The organism is Microbacterium marmarense, assembly GCF_037204165.1.
Classification (GTDB): domain Bacteria; phylum Actinomycetota; class Actinomycetes; order Actinomycetales; family Microbacteriaceae; genus Microbacterium; species Microbacterium marmarense.
Genome location: NZ_JBBDGL010000001.1, coordinates 1,298,518 through 1,321,296 on the forward strand (window position 1 = coordinate 1,298,518; position 22,779 = coordinate 1,321,296).

12 protein-coding genes and 1 pseudogene are annotated in these 22,779 nt (G+C 62.8%); 8 read left to right on the top strand and 5 right to left on the bottom strand.

The features are described 5' to 3' along the window. Together WDU96_RS05950 and WDU96_RS05955 are read right to left on the bottom strand one after the other, a co-directional pair. Complete coding sequence (locus WDU96_RS05950) at nucleotides 1-1,092, bottom strand: DNA cytosine methyltransferase (RefSeq protein ID WP_337337550.1); 1,092 nt, start codon at nucleotides 1,090-1,092, stop codon at nucleotides 1-3. A 72-nt stretch (nucleotides 1,093-1,164) separates the two neighbouring features. Then, nucleotides 1,165-3,774, bottom strand: a complete 2,610-nt coding sequence (locus WDU96_RS05955; RefSeq protein WP_337337551.1) for a sigma-70 family RNA polymerase sigma factor — start codon at nucleotides 3,772-3,774, stop codon at nucleotides 1,165-1,167. Nucleotides 3,775-3,927: 153 nt separating this feature from the next. Here WDU96_RS05955 and WDU96_RS05960 point away from each other — a divergent pair, with 153 nt between their 5' ends. The 5 genes from WDU96_RS05960 (at nucleotide 3,928) to WDU96_RS05980 (ending at nucleotide 15,661) form a co-directional block, all read left to right on the top strand. Next, nucleotides 3,928-6,750 carry a DUF1156 domain-containing protein gene (locus tag WDU96_RS05960; protein WP_337337552.1) on the top strand — a complete coding sequence of 941 codons (2,823 nt, stop codon included), beginning with the start codon at nucleotides 3,928-3,930 and terminating at the stop codon, nucleotides 6,748-6,750. Then, on the top strand, nucleotides 6,747-10,130 hold the full coding sequence (locus WDU96_RS05965) for a Swt1 family HEPN domain-containing protein (protein WP_337337553.1): 3,384 nt from the start codon (nucleotides 6,747-6,749) through the stop codon (nucleotides 10,128-10,130). Before WDU96_RS05960 ends, WDU96_RS05965 begins: the two co-directional genes overlap by 4 nt. Then, nucleotides 10,130-11,659 (top strand): ATP-binding protein, encoded by a 1,530-nt coding sequence (locus tag WDU96_RS05970; RefSeq protein ID WP_337337554.1) that lies wholly within the window; start codon nucleotides 10,130-10,132, stop codon nucleotides 11,657-11,659. The genes WDU96_RS05965 and WDU96_RS05970 overlap by 1 nt, the downstream gene beginning before the upstream one ends. A gap of 94 nt (nucleotides 11,660-11,753) precedes the next feature. Continuing rightward, nucleotides 11,754-12,623, top strand: a complete 870-nt coding sequence (locus tag WDU96_RS05975; RefSeq protein ID WP_337337665.1) for a PD-(D/E)XK motif protein — start codon at nucleotides 11,754-11,756, stop codon at nucleotides 12,621-12,623. Further along, nucleotides 12,620-15,661 (top strand): Z1 domain-containing protein, encoded by a 3,042-nt coding sequence (locus tag WDU96_RS05980; RefSeq protein WP_337337555.1) that lies wholly within the window; start codon nucleotides 12,620-12,622, stop codon nucleotides 15,659-15,661. The genes WDU96_RS05975 and WDU96_RS05980 overlap by 4 nt, the downstream gene beginning before the upstream one ends. A gap of 84 nt (nucleotides 15,662-15,745) precedes the next feature. Here the strand turns inward: WDU96_RS05980 and WDU96_RS05985 are convergent. Then, nucleotides 15,746-16,720 (bottom strand): annotated as a pseudogene (locus tag WDU96_RS05985) (IS110 family RNA-guided transposase); the annotation flags it as partial. Nucleotides 16,721-16,824: 104 nt separating this feature from the next. Between WDU96_RS05985 and WDU96_RS05990 the strand changes: the two are divergent. Both WDU96_RS05990 and WDU96_RS05995 read left to right on the top strand, forming a co-directional pair. Beyond that, nucleotides 16,825-17,142 (top strand): hypothetical protein, encoded by a 318-nt coding sequence (locus WDU96_RS05990; RefSeq protein ID WP_337337556.1) that lies wholly within the window; start codon nucleotides 16,825-16,827, stop codon nucleotides 17,140-17,142. A gap of 89 nt (nucleotides 17,143-17,231) precedes the next feature. Further along, nucleotides 17,232-17,825 carry an HNH endonuclease signature motif containing protein gene (locus WDU96_RS05995; protein WP_337337557.1) on the top strand — a complete coding sequence of 198 codons (594 nt, stop codon included), beginning with the start codon at nucleotides 17,232-17,234 and terminating at the stop codon, nucleotides 17,823-17,825. 1,992 nt (nucleotides 17,826-19,817) lie between these two features. On the opposite strand, the gene WDU96_RS06000 is transcribed toward WDU96_RS05995, so the two are convergent. After that, a complete protein-coding gene (locus WDU96_RS06000; protein WP_337337558.1) occupies nucleotides 19,818-20,960 on the bottom strand; it encodes a hypothetical protein in 1,143 nt (380 codons plus the stop codon). 85 nt (nucleotides 20,961-21,045) lie between these two features. Beyond that, on the bottom strand, nucleotides 21,046-21,690 hold the full coding sequence (locus WDU96_RS06005; RefSeq protein ID WP_337337559.1) for a ScoMcrA-related endonuclease: 645 nt from the start codon (nucleotides 21,688-21,690) through the stop codon (nucleotides 21,046-21,048). A gap of 164 nt (nucleotides 21,691-21,854) precedes the next feature. Between WDU96_RS06005 and WDU96_RS06010 the strand changes: the two genes are divergently transcribed. Continuing rightward, nucleotides 21,855-22,757: an AAA family ATPase gene (locus WDU96_RS06010; protein ID WP_337337666.1), complete on the top strand. Its 903-nt coding sequence runs from the start codon at nucleotides 21,855-21,857 to the stop codon at nucleotides 22,755-22,757. The last annotated feature ends 22 nt before the right edge of the window (nucleotides 22,758-22,779 follow it).

Sequence of the window (22,779 nt, forward strand, 5' to 3'; positions counted from 1 at the left end):
CTAGAGAACGCTCGCAAGCTGCCGCCCGATCGCAGCGCCGAGGGGGATTGGGACGGCATTCCCGATCTGGCGTGCAATCGCGGTCCTTGAACCCACGAACAGGTGGTCTGCCGGAAACCCCTGCAGTACCGCGGCCTCGTAGTGTGTGATCGCACGGTTCTTGCTCGGATGCAGGTAGCGTCCTTTCTCCGGCTTGAAGAACTCGGTGCGGATCGTCACAGAAGGACGGTCGGCGTGTAGACGTCCCATTACGTCTGCGGAACCGGTCTTGTGCTTTCGCCAGCAGGGAGCAAGATCCGCTTCTCTTATATCGAACCGATTCCCGCCCTCCGGAATCGCCTCCATGCGCCTAATCGAGAGTTCGGTGTAGTTGCGGCTCCAATGGAGCTCTCGTGTCGAGAAAGGTCCTGCGAATTTTCTGTCCGAGAACTGGATCGACTTCGTGCCGAGAAGGTGATCGCGGTCAGGATCACCTGGAATTCCGAGAAAGGCATCCTGTACCCACGCGTAGCGCTCGTGGTCGCCAGATGCCTGTCGTGCGTGGGTCGGCCTGGGGAACCCAGGGAAGGGTAGCGTGCGGAGATGCCCGATCAGCACCGCACGCTTGCGTGCCTGGGGGGCGCCGAAGTCGGCCGCATTCAACACGCGGTGTTGGAAGGCATAGTTCTCGAGAAAACCGCCCGGCGCCGTGGCTTCGATGAACTGCCCGAATTGCTTCGACTTCTCAAAGGCCGCGACATTCTCAACGACGAAGTAACTCGGCTTCACTCGCGTAAGTGTCTCGGCGTATTGACGCCAGAGTCCGTTGCGAAGATCTTCCTCATCCTGCTTCCCTAGGGTTGAGAAACCCTGGCAAGGAGGCCCTCCCACGACAACGTCGATCTTCTCGGGCATGGGCTGTGAGCCGAGCCATTCCTCGATCCGTCCGGCGAAGACGATCCCCGAGCCGAACGTCGCCTCGTATGACGCGGCTGCAGCAAGGTCCATTTCGACTGCAGCAATACTCTCGAATCGACTCGAGCCTTCACGGAATCCTGCGGTTAATCCGCCAGCGCCAGCGAAGAGGTCCAGGACACGGATTTTACGAGGCACGGCACCCTATCCTAGCCGGCCGCGCAGCTTTCGCGGTTATGTACTCGCTGCGATGGGGAATCACTTTCACGCCTATTCTGCGCACAGGTAAGGGCGCAGCGAGTTTGAACGGTCCGGATGCCTGAGCTTCTCCATGACATCGCGCTCTATCTGTCGAATACGTTCGCGGGTGACGCCGTACTTGTCTCCGATGGCGTCGAGGGTCATAGGTGCCACGACACCTATCCCGAAACGCATCCGTATGACACCTGACTCCCGCTCCGACAGACTGTCGAGTAGTGAATCCATCTGTCGATGGAACATCTTGCGCGTCACGACATCGTGCGGGGTCATCTCTTCGATGTCGATCACTTCGTTGAACAGGGGAAGCCACTCCACACGGTTCTCGACAGTTACGGCCTGGCGCGCACTCTCAAGAGAGATCGGCGCACGAAGGTTGTTTATGATTGCTCGAATCGCCAGCACAGATTCGCCAAGCAGCCCGGCGACAGCGATTATTCGATCTGTCGTCGGGCCTGTCGTTGCTTCCCACGCTTTCGTCAGGGCAGGGAGCTTCTCAACAATGTGGGCTGGGAATCGAATCGTTCGGCTCTGATCGGCGAGCGCACGTGTGATGCCCTGGCGAACCCACCAAGTGGCGTACGTCGAAAACTTCGTGCCGTGAAAGCGATCGAACTTGCGCACGGCGTGAATGATTCCTGCCACGCCTTCCTGTATCAAATCGGCGAGCTCGAGTCCTCGGTGTTGATATCCACGTGCGATGTGCAACACCAGGCGCAGATTCGACCCCACCATTCGATCCATGGCGCGGTCGCCATCGCGAGCGAGCCCCTCTAGATCAAGTCCAAGCTGGGAATTGCGTTCTTCGCGCGATAGTCGGGCGATGCGGTCGCGCGCAAGTACGCCTGCCTCGATCTTCCGGGCAAGTTCGACCTCTTCGTGCGCGGAGAGAAGGGGATAGTCGCGAATGCGCCGGAGAAAGTCCTTTAGAACATCGTCATCGATGTGGACAAGGGCGAGTGCAGGATCTGCGAGCGCTTGATAGGGATCTCGCCCGCGGAGTAATACTGACTCGGCCAGCACAAACTCTTCGTCATCCTCATTGCCTCGGTCAGGCTCGCTGTCGGCAGGCTCAGGCGCCGCAGCTTCCGCTCGATGGGGCGATGTGTCGCCCCTCACAGTTGTCTTGTGACCCCGAAGCGCCACCGATGCAAGCGCAGCGTGCACCACATCCAGTCGCTCCCTTGTATGGCTTGCAAGACGCTCCTTGCCAGCGTGCGGCTCCAGCAGCAGGAAGATGCTCGTCTTGAGGAGCTCCAGCCGTGGCAGATCCGACTCGAGCTCTGCCCGATATTCACTGTTGAGCCACACGAGCCCCGCTACAGGTTCGAACTGGTACAGCTGTCGCGGAGCGAGATCGACCCAACCGAACGAAATCGCGACGGCGTCGTCGCGGATGCCGAGCGTTGTCTGCACGAGGGATTCCAACCCACTCGGCGCGCCTTCGCCCACGGCCGCGAACGGCTGCGCACGAAGCTCCCGCTGCTGCCCCCGTCGCCAGACTTCCCGGGCATCGTCGAAGTAGGCCTTCAGCGAGAAGCCGTCGGTGCGCGCACGCTCGAGCGCCTGCATAGCGGACGGGCGGAGCACGACACCGCGCTTCTCAGCGTTCATCGCCACGGCGTCCAAGACGTCTGGTGAGAGCTCGAGGACTGCCCTAGCAAGTTGTGTTTCGACGCTGGCATCGGGATGGAGTTGAAGCCACCCGCCGCTCTGTAGGAGGCGATCGTTTCGGTAGACATAGAGCCCCTGCCACGTTCCGCGAGGCCGGCCCAGCATCTTGACATTGGGCCCATCCACGCCGGGCGGCAGCATGTAGCAACTCAACGTGAGTCGGCCGCCTCCGGCCACCTCGGCATCGAGAGTCTTCGGGTAGTCCGTTGCACCCCATTGCTCGAACGCGAATGGGTCGATCGGCTTCACTAGCCGGGGCGCTCCGGACTCGTTGCTGCCCTCGTCAAGTTCGTCGAGCTCGATCCGGATCCGTCCGTCTGCGATCATCCGATGGAAGGTCAATCCGAGCTCATCGCGGAGGTGCACGATCATCGCCTCGAACCAACTCCGACGAGCATGATAGGTCGAGGCCTCTGAGATGCTTTCAAGGTCCGACCATTCCACGACGGTCCCGGAGTCGGCGTCGAGCCCACGCTTCTGGAGAACGGATGCTGCAGCGCCAGCGTCGATCACTTGCGCACGGATCTGCGGACCGGACTGTGCGCGATCGAGCCTCATTCCGGCCGCGGGCGAGAACCCTGTGGTCGAGAAGACGGTCAAGATGCGGGCCTGGCTGAGCGACGCCGCCTTCAGACCGACACGGAAGTACCCCTGATCCGAGCCGGAATGCTCGCTTCCACCTCCCAGAGTCATGGCGCGCTCGAGCTGCGAGATCGTCATTCCGCAGCCGTCGTCGCGGATGCGCACCGCACGGACGGCAGCGTTTTTGGTCACGAAGCGAACGCTGACGCGTGTAGCCCCGGCGTCGATGCTGTTGTCGATCAGATCAGCCAACGCGGAGGTGAGAGTATGTCCTCGCCCTATGGCGCCAAGAATCGACGCGTCAGGTTCGAGAATGACAGTGTCTTCCCCCAGGTCGGCCCCATCGACTTCGATGTGGTCTGTCATACCCGGGAGCCTAGGGGAACAGTCCGACATCGTGCGCGCGGACTACGTCGGGCGAGGGGTGCGCGGTCTACCGGTTCAGTGGGGTAGAAAGGAAGGACCCGCACCGGAGAATGCCAGACGACGATGACGCGGCCGAAGCACATGGGGAGTGTCGTGGCTAAGAAGAAGCTAATTGAGGTGGCGCTGCCGCTCGAAGCGATCAACGCGCAGTCCGCGCGCGAGAAGTCGATCCGGCACGGCCATCCCTCCACGCTGCACCTGTGGTGGGCCCGTCGCCCGCTCGCCACGGCTCGAGCGGTGCTCTTCGCGCAGCTCGTCGACGACCCGTCCGAGCGCGCTGGCGAGTTCCGCACGGAAGCCGTGGGTGCCGGGCTCAGCGACGTTGATGCACACGTTGCTGCGCGGGTGGATGCCGAACGTCAGCGCCTCTTCGACCTGATCACGCGCATGGTCGACTGGGACAACCTCGGCGACGAGGATCTCTTCGACCAGGTGCGGGCCGAGATCCAGAGGTCCACCGACGGGAACCCCCCGGCGATTCTCGATCCGTTTGCCGGGGGCGGCACCATCCCACTCGAGGCGCAGAGGCTCGGGCTAGAGGCGCACGCCAGCGACCTCAACCCCGTGGCGGTGCTCATCAACAAGGCGCTGATCGAGATCCCGCCGAAGTTCGCAGGCAGCGCCCCGGTCTTTCCCGGAGCGGAGGGCACGCGCAACTCGTGGCCGAAGGCGACCGGGCTCGCAGAGGACGTTCGCCGCTATGGCGAATGGATGCGTGATGAGGCAGAGCGCCGCATCGGACATCTCTATCCGAAGGCGACACTTCTGGACGGCACCGAGGCGAACGTCATCGCCTGGATCTGGGCGCGCACGGTCATTTGCCCCAACCCGGCGTGCGGCATCGAGATGCCCCTCGTGCGCTCGTGGTGGCTTGGTAAGAAGAAGGGCAAGGAAGCGTACGTCGTTCCGTCCGTCGTGAACGGGCGGGTGGAGTTCAGTATTGGGCACGACCTGAAATCTGCGCCGACGAAGGACACGGATGGCACAGTTGGGCGTCTTGGCGCGCGATGCGTCGCCTGCACGAACGCCGTGCCGCTCGAATACGTGCGGTCGCAGAGCCGTGATCTGGGGCTCGGCGCCCAACTCATGGCTGTTGTTGCCGAAGGAGTGCGGTCCCGTACGTATCTTCCGCCCGATGCTGCTCAGAACCGAGCAGCGGCCAGCGCCGCACCCAACGATGTCCCGGCTGGCGAGCTCTTCGACTGGCCGGGGCGTATCAACGTGGTCCGATACGGACTCACGACGTTCGCGTCGCTGTTCACAAATCGGCAGTTGACGGCGCTCACGACGTTCAGCGACCTGGTGGGCGAGGCGCGGGAGCGCGTGCTTCACGACGCGCTCGCCAGCGGCATGCCCGAGGGCGACCGTCTCGAATCAGGAGGGACGGATGCCGCAGCCTACGCCGACGCCGTCGCCACCTACCTCGGCATCGTCGTCAGTAAGATGACCGACCGGAACTCGACCCTCGTGAACTGGTACGTGTCGCGCGAGTCGACGAGTTCTACCTATGCGCGGCAGGCGCTCCCGATGTGTTGGGACTACTGCGAGGTCGAGCCACTCGGCGAGAACACCGGATCATTCCTCAATTCCCTGACGTGGACGGCCGAGACGATCGAGCCCCTAGGTAGTGGGCCCGTGGCTTCCGTGTCACAGGCGGACGCGAGCACGCGGAACTACTCGGGCCTCGTTCTCAGTACCGATCCGCCCTATTACGACAACATCGGTTACTCGGATCTCTCAGACTACTTCTATGTTTGGCTCCGGCGATCGCTGCGTGAGTCCATGTCAACCACGTTCTCGACCATGCTTGTTCCCAAGGCCGAAGAGCTTGTCGCAAACCCCTACCGGCACGGCGGAAGGAACGGCGCGCGCGAGTTCTTCGAAACCGGCTTCGAGCACGTTTTCGAACGCGCGCGGGGAGCAGCGAGTGTCGATTACCCGATCACCGTGTACTACGCGTTCAAGCAGGCTGAGACCGACGTGGGCGGTACAGCATCCACAGGGTGGGAGACAATCCTGGGAAGCATGGTCCGTGCTGGGTGGACGGTCACGGCCACCTGGCCCGTCAGGTCCGAGCTAGGGAATCGCATGATCGCCTCCGGTACGAACGCCCTCGCATCCTCGATCGTGCTCGCGCTTCGGCCACGGCCCGAGGACGCGCCGGTCACCGATCGTCGCGGGTTCCTTGCGGAGCTGAAGTCGTCGCTCCCGGAGGCGCTCCGAAACCTTCAGCAGGGGAGCATTGCGCCCGTTGACATGGCACAGGCGGCGATTGGGCCGGGAATGGCAACCTTCTCGAAGTACGCGCGGGTGGTCGAGCCGTCGGGCGAGCCGATGAGTGTGCGTGATGCCCTTCGCGCGATCAACGGTGTGCTCGACGAGGTGCTCTCGCAGCAGGAGGGCGACTTCGACGATGATACGCGCTGGTGCGTCGCGTGGTTCGAGAGCCACGGGTTCGACGTGTCGCAGTACGGCGCCGCCGAGACCCTCGCCAGCGCGAAGAACGCGTCCGTCGCGGGGCTCGCGCGCTCCGGGGCGATCTCGAGCGGCGGCGGCAAAGTCAAGCTCTTCGCCCCGGACGAACTCCCCGCCGCATACGACCCACGCGCCGACGATCGCATCTCGCTTTGGGAGGTAGTGCTCCACCTTGCCCGCGCTCTCTCTGAGTCGGGACTCGACGCCGCAGGACGCATCCTCACCGGTGCCGAGGAACGCGGCATCGACATGACCGCAGCGCACGAACTGGCATACCTGCTGTACGCGATCGCCGAGAAGCGCGGCTTGACCCAGGCGGGGATCCTCTTCAACACGCTCGGGTCTTCATGGCCCGAAGTCCGTGCGGCTGCAGCATCCGCGGCCGACCGCCCCCTCGCCACGCCCGCGGCCACTCTCGACTTCGACGATCTGGAGGCATGACGATGGTTTCGAACATCGATCGAGTTGGGAAGGCTCTCGACATCCTTGCGGCCGCGCTCGAGCCGTTCATCGCACGCGTGCTTGCGCCTCGGCTCCCAGAAGGAGTCACCGACTGGACTCTGCTGCTCGCGATGAAGGACGGAGTTGCTGGCAAGGAGTACTTGCCCAGCGACCCTCAGGTGCAGCTTCGGATGATCACCGAACCGCTCGGTGCGCTCCGATACGCGTTCAACGACGAGCTCTCGCGCGCCGAGCAGAATTTGGCAAGCGAACTCCGGGGTGTCCGCGACGCGTGGGCTCACCGCAAACCGTTTAGCCCTGACGACGCGTACCGGGCGCTCGACACCATCGAGCGCCTCCTGAAGGCGATCGGCGCAGTAGCACAGGCCGAGAGCATCCGTCGTTCCCGCGTCGACGTGCAGCGGTCGGCGTACGCCGACGAGACCCGCCGCGACACGAAGGTCGGCGCGGGAATGCCAGCGCTGGCATCGATCGACATGACACCATGGCGCGAGGTGCTGGAGCCGCATCCCGACATCGCAGCCAATGACTTCGCCCGTGCCGAATTCGCGGCAGACCTGCACCAGGTCGCGACCGGACTCGAGGCGTCGGTCGACTACAACGACCCGATCGAGTTCTTCCAGCGTACTTACCTCACCGAGGGACTCAAGAGTCTGCTGGGGATCGCCGTCCGCCGGCTCTCGGGCGACATGAACGCGGCGCCCGTCGTGAACCTGCAGACGGCGTTCGGCGGTGGCAAGACGCACTCGATGCTCGCGGTGTGGCATCTGTTCAGCGGGCGTTCGCTCACGGACTTCCCTCAGAGCGCTCAGGACGCCATCCGCGAGCTCGATGCAGATCCGATCGTCGTCGAACGCGCCGTAAAGAGGGTGGCCGTGGTCGGCAACGAGCTTTCGCCCGGGCAATCGTGGACCAAGCCCGACGGCACCGAGATCCGCACGATCTGGGGCGAGATTGCCTGGCAGCTCGGCGGCGCGACCGCATACGCCCAGGTTGCCGAATCTGATCGGACCGGCACCAATCCCGGAGCGGCCATCAGAACTGTCATCGCCGCGCATGCACCTGCAGTGATCCTCATCGACGAGTGGGTCGCCTACGCGCGCGGGCTCTACGGCCAGGACTCCCTCGTCGGCGGCACCTTCGAGACGCAGTTCTCGTTCGCGCAGCAGTTGACGGAAGCCGTGAAGTCGGTAGCGGGTGCCCTGCTTCTCGTGTCGATTCCGGCGTCCGACATCCGTCGCGACGACGACGCGCCGGTCGCTTCCGATCTGGAAGTCGGCGGCGCTCACGGCCGCGCGGCACTCGAGCGTCTGCAGAACGTGGTCACTCGCATCGCTCAGCCGTGGACACCCGCGAGCAGCACCGAGTCGTTCGAAATCGTGCGCCGTCGGCTGTTCCGTGAACCCGACGCCGCGGCCCGGCGTCGCATCGACGCGACGGCCAAGACCTTCGTCGAGTACTACCGCAGGAGCGTGGGCGAGCTTCCCGCTGAGACACGCGAGCAATCGTACGAGTCGCGCATCCGCGACGCATACCCGATCCATCCCGAATTGTTCGACCGGCTCTATGGCGACTGGTCGACCCTGGAAAAGTTCCAGCGCACCCGAGGCGTTCTCCGTCTGATGAGCGCCGTCGTGCACGCGCTGCACGTGACGCGTGACGACTCGCCGCTCATTATGCCGGGGTCGATCCCTCTCGACTCGGCCGCGGTCCGCGATGAGCTGACCGGGTATCTCGACGACGGCGATCGCTGGAAGTCGGTGGTCGAGAGCGACATCGACGGGGTCAACGGCACGGCGATCCTCATCGACAAGGAGAAGCCGCTGTTCGGCAACAGGGCGCTGACCCGTCGTATCGCTCGCGCGACCTTCATCGGTTCGGCCGCCACACTGCGCTCGAGCCACAAAGGGATTGAGCGCAAGCGCATGTTCCTCGGCGTGGCAATGCCCGGCGACACCATCGGCAACTTCGGAAGCGCACTGCAGCTGCTGAGCGAGCGGGCGACCTACCTCTACGCGGAGGGCGAGCGGCACTGGTTCGACTTGCAGGTATCGCTTAACCGAACCGTCGTCGAGCGTGCGCAGTCATACTCTGCCGCAGACATCGACAAGTTCATCGTCGACAGGCTCAGACGGCAGACGAAGAACCCGTCGGTGTTCGCCGACGTGGTATTCGCACCGGGCGACTCGAGCGAGCTGGTCGAAGCCGACAAGGTACGGCTGGTGATCGCAGGCCCCGCTCACACGCACGACGGCAAGAGCTATGAGTCCAAAGCACATGCATTCGCACGCGACCTGGCAGCCACACGCGGCAATGCGCCGCGGCACGGAGTGAACACCGTTGTGGTGCTCGCGCCAGATCAAGCCCGGTGGGGCGACTTGGAGCAGGCGTCACGCCAATACCTCGCCTGGGAGGCGATCCATAGCGAGCGCAAGGTGCTCGATCTGACGCAAGGACAGGTCGAGACCGCGTCCCGGAGGATCACGGCACTCAACACGACCGTCGACCAGCGCATTCGCGAAACGTGGATCTGGGGAATCCATCCGCACCAGCCCGACCCGGTGGCGCCGTGGGCGACGTCACAGATCAAGGCGGACGGTGCTACCGACTCGGTCATCGTGACCGCCGGTGATCGCTTCGACAGGACCGACACGGTGATCACCCGCTTCTCGATGCAGTCGATCGGTGTCGAGCTTCAGAACAATCTGCGCAGCCGGTGGAACGCCGGCTCGATCCGTGTGGATGAGCTCTGGGACTACCACGTGCGATATCCCTACCTCGCTCGCCTCCGCGACAAGAAGGTGCTACTCGACGCGATCGCCGGTGCCATGACCGATCCGGCCTGGGAGCAGCTCGGTTTCGCACTCGCCGACGGCTATGACGAGGCGACCGGTGACTTCGTGGGGCTGCGCGTGCCGATCGAAGACTCGGCGCCAGCGGCGATCTCGGGCTCGATGCTGCTGGTGAGTCCGCGAATCGCGGTGGCCCAGCGTGCGCGAGAGGTCGCGGAAGCCAGCCGGGATGTCGCGCAGCCCACCGAGGGTGGAAGCTATGGTGTTGGTGCCTCGGGATCCGGGAGTGCGGGTGGCGTGTCGAGCACTCCCGCACCGCTGGTCATCAGGAACGCCCGCTATCGCGGTTCGATCGAGCTCAAGCCAGGCAGCGACCTACGCGCACAGGCCATCCAGCTGGCGGAAGAGCTTCTCGAGCACCTGCGGCGCGCTGAGCCTGACACTCTCGAGATTCGTGTAGATATCGACGCAGGCAAGTCGGAAGGGTTTTCCGATTCGGTCGTGCGGACCGTCAAGGAGAACGGGACGCAGCTCGGGTTGTATCCGAACGCGTTCGAGGACATCTGATGGGTGAAGCCGCGCACATCACCCGGGTTCGGCAAACGGCGCCGGATCCGTCGATCGCAAGAGCGGTCGGACGCCATCACACATTCGAGACAGCGATCGCGGACCTCGTTGACAATAGCCTTGACGCCGGTGCCTCACGGGTCCTCATCCGATTTCTGGAGACGAGCGGCGGCGTCACTGGGCTGCAGGTGATCGATGACGGTCGCGGAATGGATAGCGACCAGATTGATTCCGCCATGGAGTACGCCCGCAAGCGAGCGTACGGCGAAAGCGATCAGGGACACTTCGGGCTAGGGCTCAAAGCCGCATCGCTGAGCCAAGCCGACACGCTGAACGTGTATTCGCGCAAGTATGGTGCGCTTGCCGCTGGCCGCACGATCGGCGCTACCGACCCGACCTTAATCGGCGACCTGGACCGCGACCACGTCGCGGGCTTTCTGCAGGGGATTCGCGTCGACTTTCCGCTGTCGAACGGCACCGTGATCGAGTGGGTAGGGCCGCGAACGTTCTTGAGCAGCCACGACCAGCGCGATCGTTCGCAGTGGCTCGATCAACGCGTGGCAGCACTTCGCACGCACCTCGGTACGGTGTTTCACCGTCACATAGGATCTGGTCGGATCACAATAAGCATCGATGTCTTCGACGAGTATTTCGGAGAGTCGGGACCCCCACGAGTGGTGAGCGCACTCGACCCGTTCGCATATCTCAGGCTGCCAAATGACAGGTTCCCCGCAGCGCTCACCTTCTCGATCGACGGAGTAGCAGGATCGGCTGAGGCCCATGTGTGGCCCGCGTCACAAGCAGGACTGCCGGAGTTCCGGCTCGGCGGACGCCCCGGTGGTCTCGCGCAGGGGCTCTACTTCTACCGCAACGACCGACTGCTGCAGGTCGGCGGATGGAACACTCTCACGGTCGACCGTCCAGAGCTCGAGTACGTTCGCATTGCAATCGACCTTGATGGGCCGCTTGAACGGCACGTGACAATCAACCCCGAGAAGGCTGGCCTCGAGCTCGATGCCGACGCGAAGGCTGCGCTGCTCGACGCTCGACTGATGCCGGACGGAGCATCGCTTCGTGCATTCCTCACCGCGGCAGAGGACCGCCGCAGGGAGAGCCGAAAGTACGAGAAACGTCCGGTGGAGCTGGTGCGACCCGGTCGCGGCATGAGTGCTGCGATGCGTACTGCGTTTGATGAGTCGGTCGAAGGCGTTGACGTCGCACCCATCGACATCCGATGGCGGATTGACCCGACCGAATCTCCGGTCCACGTCGACCTCGAGAATCGCACGATATGGCTCAACAGCACATACCGGGCACTCATCACAGGCGTCGACGGTGTCGACAACGAGGACGCCCCGCTACTCAAAACGATGCTCACCATGCTGTACTCGCGGTACTTCGAGGGCTCGTATCTCGGCTCACGCGAAAAGGCCGAGCTGCAAGCCTGGGACCAATTGCTGACTGCGGCGGTTCGCGAAGAGTCCGCGCGCCAGGAGAAGGAGCTGAGAGATGACGACGAACGCGGATGAGAATCCGAGCCACCTCGACCCGAAAACGGTCGAAGACTACTTCCGGCTGGGTGCGAAGTCGGCCTTCACGCTGCACACTGCCCCACCAGTGGTGATGGAGATCGATCCCGGCCGTGACGAGATCGAGCTCCGCACCCCGGCTGCTGGATCGCAACCGGAAGTCACCGCGTTTGAGCGGCTGTCGCTCATGCGTGTCCAGCGCGACAGCTCCGAGTGGTTCCGACTCGTCGTCGATGCCCGTGAGATGCACTACGAGGCCTACGTGCTTCTGGAATCGATTGTGGATCAGCTCAAATCCGGTGCGTCATTCCGGCATGCGGTGTCAGAAGCCGTTTCTTCCCTTAAGGATCTGCTCGCCGGACGATCACGGCTCACCGAGGAGAAGGTCCTCGGGCTGCTCGGCGAACTTTTGGTACTGACGCATGCGGTTGACTCACTTGGCGAGGAAGCCGCCATCGCGGCATGGCTTGGCCCACTCGCCGAGGAGCATGATTTTGCGTTCGCACAATTTGACGTCGAGGTAAAGACGACGAAGTCTGAGTCGCGACTCCACGTCATCGGTTCTGAGACCCAACTTGAGCCAGAGCCGGGTCGCCCGCTCTATCTCGTCTCGATCCAGCTCACTCGGGCCGGCCTGGCCGAGCAGGGCTTCACATTGCCATCCGCCATCGCCGACACACGCACCCGGCTCGATCAGACCCGCCGGACCTTCGACGCAGCGATCGAGGGGCTTGGCTGGCGCGACACGGATGCTGACCTCTATAAAGTGCGGTATCAACCACGCTCCACACCGCGGGCGTACCTTGTCGATGAAAACTTCCCCGCCATCACCTCCGGACGCCTGGACCAGGTCGTCCCCCAACGGCCGCATGTCGCCAGCGTGACTTACCGTGTCAACGTCACCGATCTCAACTACACAGGGATCGGCGCTCCACTTCAAGACTTCTGCGAGGACCCCGAATGACCGCCTCTGTCCACCCGACCGTCACCGCCGCCGTCCAGAAGGTTTTGAATCAGGTGCGCGACACAGGGCCTGAGGAGCTGCTCTGGCGGGTGCAGGGCGAGTTGCGCAAAACCGAGGTCAGCGTCACCGAGAGCGACATTAGCGCGGCTGTTACGGTCGCCAACCTCAACGATCCGGCTCGCAGGGCAATGCACATGGCCCTGGCGATGTGGGATGCGCTCGCTGCCGCGGACTGGATTCAGGAGACCAGGCCCGGAACTCCAAATCGGCGTGAGCGAATCTACGAGATGCTCGAAATATCGGATGAGTTGCGCGAGGTGCTCGACAAAGAGTTCCCCAGTGCGTCACAGATGGATGCGATGATCGTCGACCCCAAGAACTGGACGCCTTGGTACGACGAGGAGCGACGCGCCGCACACGACTTCTATTGGCGTGCGTACCGCGGCGTTCTAGAGGGCAAGGGCTGGGACGTCGACGCCCTCGCGACGCTCGACCGGTCCACGACTGAGATCGTGCAACGCCTCGCCGACCCGAGCGCGTCGAAGGGGTATCAGACGAAGGGCCTCGTAGTCGGACACGTCCAAAGTGGAAAGACTGCGAACTTTACCGGCATCGTCGCGAAGGCCATAGATGCTGGGTACAGGCTGATCATCGTGCTCACGGGCACAATCGAGCTCCTGAGAGGCCAGACTCAGCGCCGTCTTGACATGGAGCTCGTGGGGGAGGAGAACATTCTCGATGGCGCGGACAGGGACGATGCGTCGTCTATCCGAGACATCGACTACATCGGCACCCAAGATGCCGACTGGTACTCGGGCAAGTTTCTTCAGCATGGGCAGGACATACATTCGCTTCCTGAAGTGCCAGCGATCAAGCGACTGACTACCGTCGACCGGGACTATCGGAAGCTGCGGCTCGGCCGGGATGCCCTCGACTTTCGGCGTACCGGGGAGCTTCAGGACACGGGCAAACCGGTTTACGCGCCGGAGAACATTTACTCGGTCGACGCCCGCATTGCGATCATGAAGAAGAACACGGCATCGCTGAAGAATCTCCTGCACGATCTCAAGAACATCCGAGCAGATGGCAAAGAGATTCCAGCGCTAATCATCGATGATGAGGCGGACCAGGCATCCGTCAACACGGTCAACCCGCGTTCGAAGCAGGAAGTCGCCGCCGAATCCAAGAAGCGCTCGGCCATCAACAAACTCATCGCTGAACTACTGATCGAGCTGCCGCGTGCACAGTACGTCGGATATACAGCAACACCCTTCGCGAATGTGTTCATCTCGCCCGACGACTCGGTCGATCTGTTCCCGAAAGACTTCCTCGTCAGCCTTCAGCCCTCGTCGCAGTACATGGGCGGCCGCGACTTCCACGACCTGTGGGGACTCGACGAAGTGGACAAGGGCGACCCGGCTCGATCGAACGAAGCTGCTTTTGTTCGCGACCTGTACGCCGACGGCGACGAGGACCCTGCGGCAGAGGAAGCCGAGATCCTCGGCGCACTTGACGCGTTCGTTCTGACGGGTGCGATAAAGAAATGGCGCGAGTCGATCAGCGCAGGGGCCACATTCCGCCACCACACGATGTTGGTTCACGAGTCAGTACGGACGTCAGATCAGTCTGAGCTCGCCGACCGCTTCCGTGGCGTGTGGCGGGCCGGGGCGTACACGAACCCGTCGGCGTTTTCACGATTGCGCGATCTCTACGAGTCAGACTTCCGCGCAGTCAACGAGGCAAGGAACTGGTCCGACCATCCCCTGCCGACAAGTTTTGACGACCTCAAGCCCTTCGTCGGGGCGGCAGTCGACGCGATCACTGCTGACAGCGATCCTGTCGTGGTCGTCAACGGGACGAAGGACAGCGACTACAACGCGATGGACTTTCAGACCCGCCCGTACTGGCGAATTATGGTGGGCGGTGCAAAACTCAGCCGCGGGTTCACTGTCGAGGGACTGACGATCTCGTACTACCGCCGACGTGCCGCCGCAGCAGACACGCTGATGCAAATGGGCCGTTGGTTCGGTTACCGTCCGGGTTACGGAGACCTTGTTCGTCTATATATTGCCCGAAACGTCGTCGACGGGCGCGGAAAGTCGTACGACTTGTACGACGCGTTCACCTCGATTATCGAGGACGAGGAGGAGTTTCGCGACCAGCTTCACCGATTCGCTGAGATCGAGGAGGACGGTCGTCCTGTCGTGCGTCCAATCCACGTGCCCCCGCTGGTCTTTCAGCAGCTGCCATGGCTGAAGCCCACAGGCGCGAACAAGATGTACAACGCCGTTCTCAAGTACGAGGGTGACGGTGGTGTCGTCAAGGACTTCAATCAGCACGACCATCGAGAGAATGGCAGCCGCAATGCCAAGCACTTCGCGGCCGTGAAGCCGCTGCTAGCAGGTCTGTCCGAGCCGCAGAAGTTCCGCGGGATCGCTGGTACAGCTTTCGAAGGCCGATACGCCATTGCTTCGAACGAAGCGGTCATTGCTGCGCTTGGCGAGTTCCGGCTCTTTTCCCCGGACCAGCTCAAACCCACCATAAGCATGATCCAGAAGGCGGCGAACGAAGGCGCGGTGAAGGATTGGGCGGTGATCGTGCCGGAATTGGACTCGAGCTATCAGCGAGAGATCGATGGAGTCACCGTTTCCATCGCCGAGCGCCGACGCCGGAAGGACCGCGCCGGGTTCGCTGGAAGTGAGCGGCGTCATCGCGCAACTCTCGAGGTGATCGCCCAGAAGCCCGACAGAGATGTCGAAGCCGGTCCTGTCGCGGCATCCCTCTCGGCAGTGACACGCGGAGCCCTGCTTCTAACATTCGCCTACGATCCGGAGGTAAGTAGCGACGAAGCCCGTGACGAAGGTCGCGCGAGCGCCGTGCGCATTAAGAGAAGTGCTTGGCCGACGCCTGTGCCGAGCGAGAGCGTAGCGACACTGTTGTCTCTCGCGATGCCGTACGCCTCGGCTCCCAGAGGTCGCATCGGCTTCACGGTCCGTCGGGAGGATAGCGCCGACAGCGCGATCGTTGACCGCGACTGATCAACCCGAGTCAGGACGCTACGGCGAGGACCGCAGCGTCCCGATTATCGACTCGGCGACGGCGTCGGGGGCCTATGTCGTTTGTCAAGCCGCGACCGCTGGTGTCGCGCCTCGTGATTCGTAGAGGGTGCCGTCTCTGAGCATTGTGTAGAGGACATCGCAGCGGCGTCGAGCTAGGGCGATGAGGGCTTGGTTGTGTCGTTTACCTTGAGCGAGCTTGCGGTCGTAGTAGGCGCGTGAGACGGGGTCTCGGAGTGCAGCGAATGCGGAGAGGAACAGGGCTCGTTTGAGGATTTTGTTCCCGCGGCGTGAGGGATGTTCGCCGCGGATCGAGGTTCCAGATCGTCTTGTGACCGGAGCAAGGCCGCAGTAGGCCGCGAGGTGACCGGCGGTGGCGAAGTCCTCGCCGGCGATCTCGGTGAGGAGTCGTGCTGCAGTCCTGGCGCCGACTCCAGGCATGCTCGTCAGGACGGGTTGAAGAGGGTGAGCATCGACCAGTCATTCGAACTCGATGGCGATCTCGGCCCGCTGTCGACGGAGCGCCGCTAGCTGTTCCGCGAGGCGCGGAAGCACCATAGACGCAGCGTTCGTGCCGACTACGACGACGGTCTGCTCGCTTAGGGCTTAGAGAATTTCAGTGCCTAGGCGGCGGCCGATTCGTGGTGCGAGTTTGCTCGGCCGGTTGCCGAGACGGGTCGTGTCGGCCGTTTTCATCGCTGCTGGCGACGAGTAGCGCTGGAGCAGGTCCAGCACGGCCGGGTGGTCGAGGTGGGGTCCGAGAGTGCGCTCCAACGCGGGGTGGATCTGGGTGAGGAGCCCGCGGATCCGGTTGTTGGTGGCGGTGACCTGTCCGACGAGGTCATCATCAAAGCCGCAGAGCATGGAGAGGTCGGCGACCTGCTCATCAGCGAGTTGGATCCCTCGCAGTGCGTGGGGAAGGGTGCGGGCGGCTTGCGCGATGATCGCGGCGTCTCTAGCATCGGTCTTCGCTTCGCCCGCGTGCAGGTCCGCGATTCGGCGCATCGCGAGCCCGGGGAGGTAACCGACGAGGGCGCCTTCTTGAGCATTTCATCGACATCGTCTCGATTGCTGACAGCGGTGAGCTGCGGCGTGTACCCGCACAGTACGCACTAGAGAACTTGCAGCTGGCCTAGGCCTCGACGGTGCACGCGATCCAGGGAGAAACGGCCGACGCATCGGTGGTCGGTCCCGATGTGGGTGCTGCCGGGCTGGACGTCGGATTGACACGCTGGCGGATCCATAATCTCGCGATCACCGTCGCGCGCACGGACGATGCGGCGCGGGTGAACGTCGCAGAGTCGATGCTGCGGGGAACGCCAGAACACACCATGCAGGATGATGCTGTGCAAGCGGCGGAGGCAGAGTTGCGGCGGGCGGCAAGAGAGGGGCAATGGCGCACACGGTCGCGGCGGCGATGGTGGGACATGGGATCGGGATCTGAGTTTCGCCACGATCAATGAGGCGACGGTTCTCGGTCTCGGTGGGTCTGTTGTGACCTTCTGCGAGTGGGAAACGAGAGGTAGAAGCACGAGCAAGTAACGTCACACGCATGCCTACTCACGCAAAATTCGCGATGCCCAAGCCTGTGCGCATCACCGGTCGCAGCTCGAGCATCACGAACTCATTTGTGAACGGCATCATTCCGGTCATTTGGCCGACTGAGGCCCAAATTGAAGAAGCGCTACTGGTTCTCGGGATGGATACGGTCGTGTGCGCCTACTGCGGCGATGGCGCGACGGAGTGGGACCACTTCCGTCCGCTCGTGGTCGCGCAAAAGCCCACTGGCTATATCTCGGAGATTCACAATCTCGTCCCTGCCTGCGGGAAATGCAACCAGAGCAAAGGCAATAGACACTGGCGAGACTGGATGCTCAGTTCCGCGCGACTTTCACCGACGACAAGAGGTGTGGTTGACATTGAAGTGAGAATGGCCAGGCTTAGCGACTTTGAAAGCTGGGGCACACCCACGAAGGTCGACTTCGAAGCGCTTGTCGGTGCCGAACTCTGGGAAATGCACTGGCGGAACCATCAGGCAATACTCGATCTCATGCGCACGGCTGAGATGACGGCGGAGACAATGCGTCAGCGCGTCGCCGAATCTCGCTCCGTCGTGGAGCCACCTGTCCCGGTCTCGCTTTCATAGCGGCATGGGCGGTCCGCTCAGCTTCTAGGCAGCACGCGCCGGTTCCCACGTTGCAAGCCCAGATTGCCGGCGTGTGCGGAGCTGATCTCACGCGACTCGCCGATGCCGGCAAAGATCACCGGTGTCCGAGTAGTCATGCTCGTGGCGACGGCATTGTTCGGCGAACGCACGCGCCTTCTCTCGATCAGCGGCGTAGGTGCGCGTACTTTTGGTCACTCAGGGCATACTGCTCCGCATAGTGCGCGGCACTGCCCCAGGAAGTATCAGTCGACTCTGTCAGAGAGGGAGCCCAACAGCGTCATCGCTTGAACGTACCGCGTACGCACTCGGACCGACGAAGGCGGGCATGGATCGACCCCCGCTCAATCGTGTTCCAGACTGCGGCGACGTTGTGATTCCGAGCAGTCTGTGGGTCGACCCCCGCGAGCGGGTATGTCCGCGGGCCACACTTGGATCACGCTCATGACCGACGAGGATCGCTTTTACTGCCCGTACTGCAGTGCATTCAGCCGCCATGCCGGGCTGCGATCGAGGTGGAGTCGATCAATGGATTCGTGTTCGTGTTCGATGGTCCTGAAGCCTTCGCAGTAAGCGGTGATCGCTTTCGAGTGAAGACTGGCGCAATGGCACCAGGGGCGCCCGCGGCGAGATGGCGGGTCTCGGCGCAATGGACGGCGACCCTCTGCGCATCTTGCCAGCGCTGCGCAGTGTGGCGCGACGGCGATCTGCTCCACCCCACGTTGCTCTTGATGTCCCGGACGCGCACCTGGACATGCCCCAGAAGGCCGCGAAGCTTTACGGGGGAGGCTGCGGATGTGCTGCCGCTATCGAGGCGCGCGCCGCAGGGCTTGCACGCGCAGCGATGGAGTCATTGCTCAAGGAAGTAAGCGGAACTGGGCGGACAAATCTCCAGGATCGGATCGGCGCACTGAAGGGGTCGCATCAATGACGCCCTCTGGCCCGTTGGCACCGCTCTTCGAGTGGTCGGCAATGATTCCCTCCACGATGATGAGGACGATCTCGTTGTGCTCTACCTAGAAGGAGACGCCGTGGAGATCGTGGAGCCGTTCTTTGGCGCGATTAACGCACTGGTGGAAGAGCTCGTAACCCAGCCCCGTAGGGCGGCTGAGCTATATGCGCTCATCCCTGAGAGTACGCGAGAGGCCGCGGAGCGTTCGGCCGATCGACTTGCCCGACCCGATCAGCAACCCACTCCTAGTCGGGGCGGGCGTGCGCGAGGTGTACACCTGTCGCCGCAGTCCCCTGCCCGCCATGTGCGTCAATAGGCGAGCGACCTGTGGGAACTGAAGCGGGTACCGCTGACAAGCACTAGTGGAGCGATGATTGGCTCCTTGCTTCGACAGTCAGGCTCTAGTTACGACATCTGCCGGCTTGGACTCGGTCATTTCCACATGCTGTCGGCATGACCGCAGCCTCCGAAACTAGGGCGACTACCCATCAGTAGTTCCCGCGTAGATGTGTTCGTTGATCAATCTCGAATCACTCGCGTGGGGTTGATCGAGGATGGCGCTTACGTTAGGTCAGCGCAAAGCGATCACGAAGGGGCTGTTGGCAAAGTGGCCGAAAGCGATGCGGTCGGAGAAAGCAGTCATTTGGACGCGGCGTGTCAGGTGACGGGGTGGCATCGTGATCACGCTCGCAGCAGGAACAGGGGTGAAGGACCAACCCGCATCGAAGCGGACGACGGGCGCAAGATATTGAGGGGGCTGAGTGTGTCACACGGAGTAACCATTCTGACGCGCCGACAAAGGACGGCCGGGTCAGTTGATTACGTTTCGCGCAACGGGCACAGGCCGATTATGTCGCGCAGCCCTCCCAGACAAGGGCTCCTCTACTCAGTCAAATCTCACTCACTAGGGTCCGGGATCGTTCCTTATGCGAGCTCGAATCAAGCTAAGCAGAGCGCTCAACAAACTGCCGCGGAATCGCTACGCGATTCCTTTGCCCTCGACGCGCATGGAAGCTCCCGAGTTATGTTGCAGATTCAAGTGAAGCGCGCGCTACGCGCGCTTCACGCTCCTCAAGCAATTGCTCCCTGCGATCCTTCGAGGAGTCCCACCAGCGCAGAACGGCATCGATCCCGCGCTCGAACGGACGAATGAGATCGTCGGAGTCTCCCAGGTCCAAGATCTCTCCCGCCATTCGCGCAGCTGTTCCCAGCCACTGCTCCAACTCTTCGCGAGTCCACGTGATTTCCGCGTACTCCCGCGCCTCCCACCCAGCGGCTGCCGCCGCAGCGTCACTGGTCTCGTAGTCACCAACCTTGTCGAATGCAACCGCCAACGCCAGCGCATGATGAAAGCTCGCGTACTCCTTTCCGAATGGAAGATTCAGGCGACTGAGTTCGGACACAACTGACTCCAGAAGTGAGTCGCGGACGACACCCTGACTAACGACGGTCGCGATGAGCACGTTCCGCCGATGATCCAGAATGCGAGCCTGAAGAGTCATAACGAGCGCACCGAGCACAGCGATCGCGCCAATCGAAAATCCCAGCAGTCCGCCTACGAGTAGGCCAGCGGTGGATCCAGCAAAGGCGAGCGGCAGGGCCACGCCTACCCTGAATGCCGCCTCGGCCTTGAGCCGGTCATATTCCTGATACTGGGAAGGAGCAACGTGCCAGAGCTGAAGCGAAGTCAGATCCAGACGGTCAATTACTGCCTCGGCGGGATACTGGAGGGCCGCGTCCACCGGCAATTCGCCTCGTCGATATGCTTCGGCAATCGCGTCCATCACGGGCTCGCGAACCTCGCTTGCATCGACGCGCCGCCGAAGCCGTCCTGCCCAGCGGCGGAACTTTCCCCCTTCGAGCGGCACATTCGATTCGAGCACGAGTTTCTGTGCCGCGTTTGCGACAAGCTCCGAGAGCGGCGTTGCTGCTATGCCAACCAGGTAAGAGGCGAATGCCAACCCTCCGAGCAGGTAGACGGCAGGAATCGCGGTCGCAGCCGCTGCCCAGTTGCCAACGATGGGGTATGCGCCTGCGAGTTCGGTGCGGTTGGCGTCCGCGATCAGGTAAAGGGCGAAGATCCAGACCGCACCGGTCGCGAGCGGAGTGCGCACTTCTCGGATTCCGGGCATCACCGCCGACAGCAAGTTCAAGTCTCTGGCCAACTTTCCTAGCTCGAAAAAACGGGTGCGCTTTGGATGGTATCGGAGGGTGCACTAGCAACTTGCCACGTCGCCGGTATGCGTATGGTCAGTGGTTCGAGCGCACTCCGCTTGCGGGAAGTTCTAGCCAGCACTCAGAACAGACGTCGACGGCCTTGCGGGTGGAGGCGTTGCGAGAGAAACCACTGCGCCCGAGCTGGTTTGTTGGGAGCGGGATGAGTTCGCCGGTTCCGTCGATATTGCGGAAGTAGATCGATCCGCTGTTGATGTAGTGAACCAGGCTGCCATCGAAGGGAACCATTGCGATGTAGCTTCCGCTGCGGGGGATGTACGCTTCTCGAAATTCGAATCGCGCGAGATGCTCACGCACCGCAGAAAGGTTCTCGAACGGGATCGTAAACTCGTGCAGCGCTGCATCAAAAGTGGCGAAGGTTCGGCGCCCTCGTTCGACATCGAGCCCCTCTACGACGAATCCAAGTTCCTGCAGGCGTCGTGCGGCGCCGGACTTACCTCCGCTGATCTCGCTGCTCGAGACCGCGACGCCGTACTGCACCTCGTAGGCAGCGGCGAAGATCGCCTTTGAGTCGTACCGACCGTCATCGGTCACAAGGAAGTACTCCCGTGCTTCACCGAAACCGTACTTGTCGAGGAAGGCCCACCGCCCAAGGCGATCGAACTCTCCGAGCGCTGCTTCGATGGCGTTCGGATCGGAAAGGTCTGCGTAGGACACCATGACTGGACGATAGCGGTGAGCACCGTCATTCGCATCCTGTCGTTCCCGCGAGTGTTGTGAGACCAATCGCAACCATCACCGCGCGAGTCGGGGCTGCGGCATTCAGCATTCCTGCGCTGCTCGTCGACCACGGCTACCGGTGGGGTGCGGATCAGGTTGGTGCGATGGTGTGGACACACCTGCCCGTGGGAGAAGTCGACCGTAGCACCGGTACCGCATATTGTGTGGCCCGACGCAGTACGTGTTGCGGTCTCGCGATCGAGCAGGGGGTCGGGCTCGCGTTCGTTGGGAACCCGCATCAGGCGTTGCCCATCCGGCATGCTGGCGCGATGGGTTCCGCGATTCGGCACGCGAATGCCGCCGTTGAGCTCGATACGGTGCATCGGTTCCGCGATCCCGAGTATGCGGCGCTCACGCTGCGTCCGCGCGTGGCTCATGATCGCGAGCATGCGCTGGCGGTTGCCGGTGAGCTTGCGGAACGCGGTCACGTCGAGCGGGTCGATCATCACGATGCCGCGCGTGAGCGGATGATCGACGCACACTTTGAGTGGCATGCGCGTGGGCAGCGGGTCGCGCTGGTGTCGGGCACCAACGCTGAGGCGGATGCCATCAACGACGCGATCCAGCAGCGGCGAGTCGATCACGGTGAGCTGGATGCCGGTGTGGTCGCGTGGGGGATGGGGGAGCAGCGCATCTTCGTCGGCGACACGGTGCAGACGCGCCGCAACGACCGGCTCACGGGCGTCGAGAATCGCGCGCAGTGGATCGTGCGCGGGATCCGCGAGGAGTTCGTCGATCTGGTGTCCGTGAGCGACGCGAAGAGCTGCGGCGAGTGTCTGCCGAGTACGCGCGCGAGCACCTGCAGCTCGCCTATGCGTCGGCCGTGCGTAGAGTGCAGTGCGACACCGCCGATGCGTCGGTGGTCGGGCCGGATGTGGATGCGGCTGGGTTGTACGTGGGTCTCACCCGCGGGCGGGTGCAGAACGTTGCGATCGTGGTGGCGCCGACGGATGATGCTGCCCGCGAGGGGCTCGCCGAGTCGATGCAGCGCGGCACTCCGGAGCTGACGATGCAGGATGCCGTGCGCGC

Excerpts from the sequence above, each read along its gene's own strand:
- WDU96_RS05955 (WP_337337551.1), bottom strand. The coding sequence starts at position 3,774 with ATGACAGACCACATCGAAGTCGATGGGGCCGACCTGGGGGAAGACACT.
- WDU96_RS05965 (WP_337337553.1), top strand. The coding sequence starts at position 6,747 with ATGACGATGGTTTCGAACATCGATCGAGTTGGGAAGGCTCTCGACATC.
- WDU96_RS05970 (WP_337337554.1), top strand. The coding sequence starts at position 10,130 with ATGGGTGAAGCCGCGCACATCACCCGGGTTCGGCAAACGGCGCCGGAT.
- WDU96_RS05975 (WP_337337665.1), top strand. The coding sequence starts at position 11,754 with ATGGAGATCGATCCCGGCCGTGACGAGATCGAGCTCCGCACCCCGGCT.
- WDU96_RS05980 (WP_337337555.1), top strand. The coding sequence starts at position 12,620 with ATGACCGCCTCTGTCCACCCGACCGTCACCGCCGCCGTCCAGAAGGTT.
- WDU96_RS05995 (WP_337337557.1), top strand. The coding sequence starts at position 17,232 with ATGCCTACTCACGCAAAATTCGCGATGCCCAAGCCTGTGCGCATCACC.
- WDU96_RS06005 (WP_337337559.1), bottom strand. The coding sequence starts at position 21,690 with ATGGTGTCCTACGCAGACCTTTCCGATCCGAACGCCATCGAAGCAGCG.
- WDU96_RS06010 (WP_337337666.1), top strand. The coding sequence starts at position 21,855 with ATGGTGTGGACACACCTGCCCGTGGGAGAAGTCGACCGTAGCACCGGT.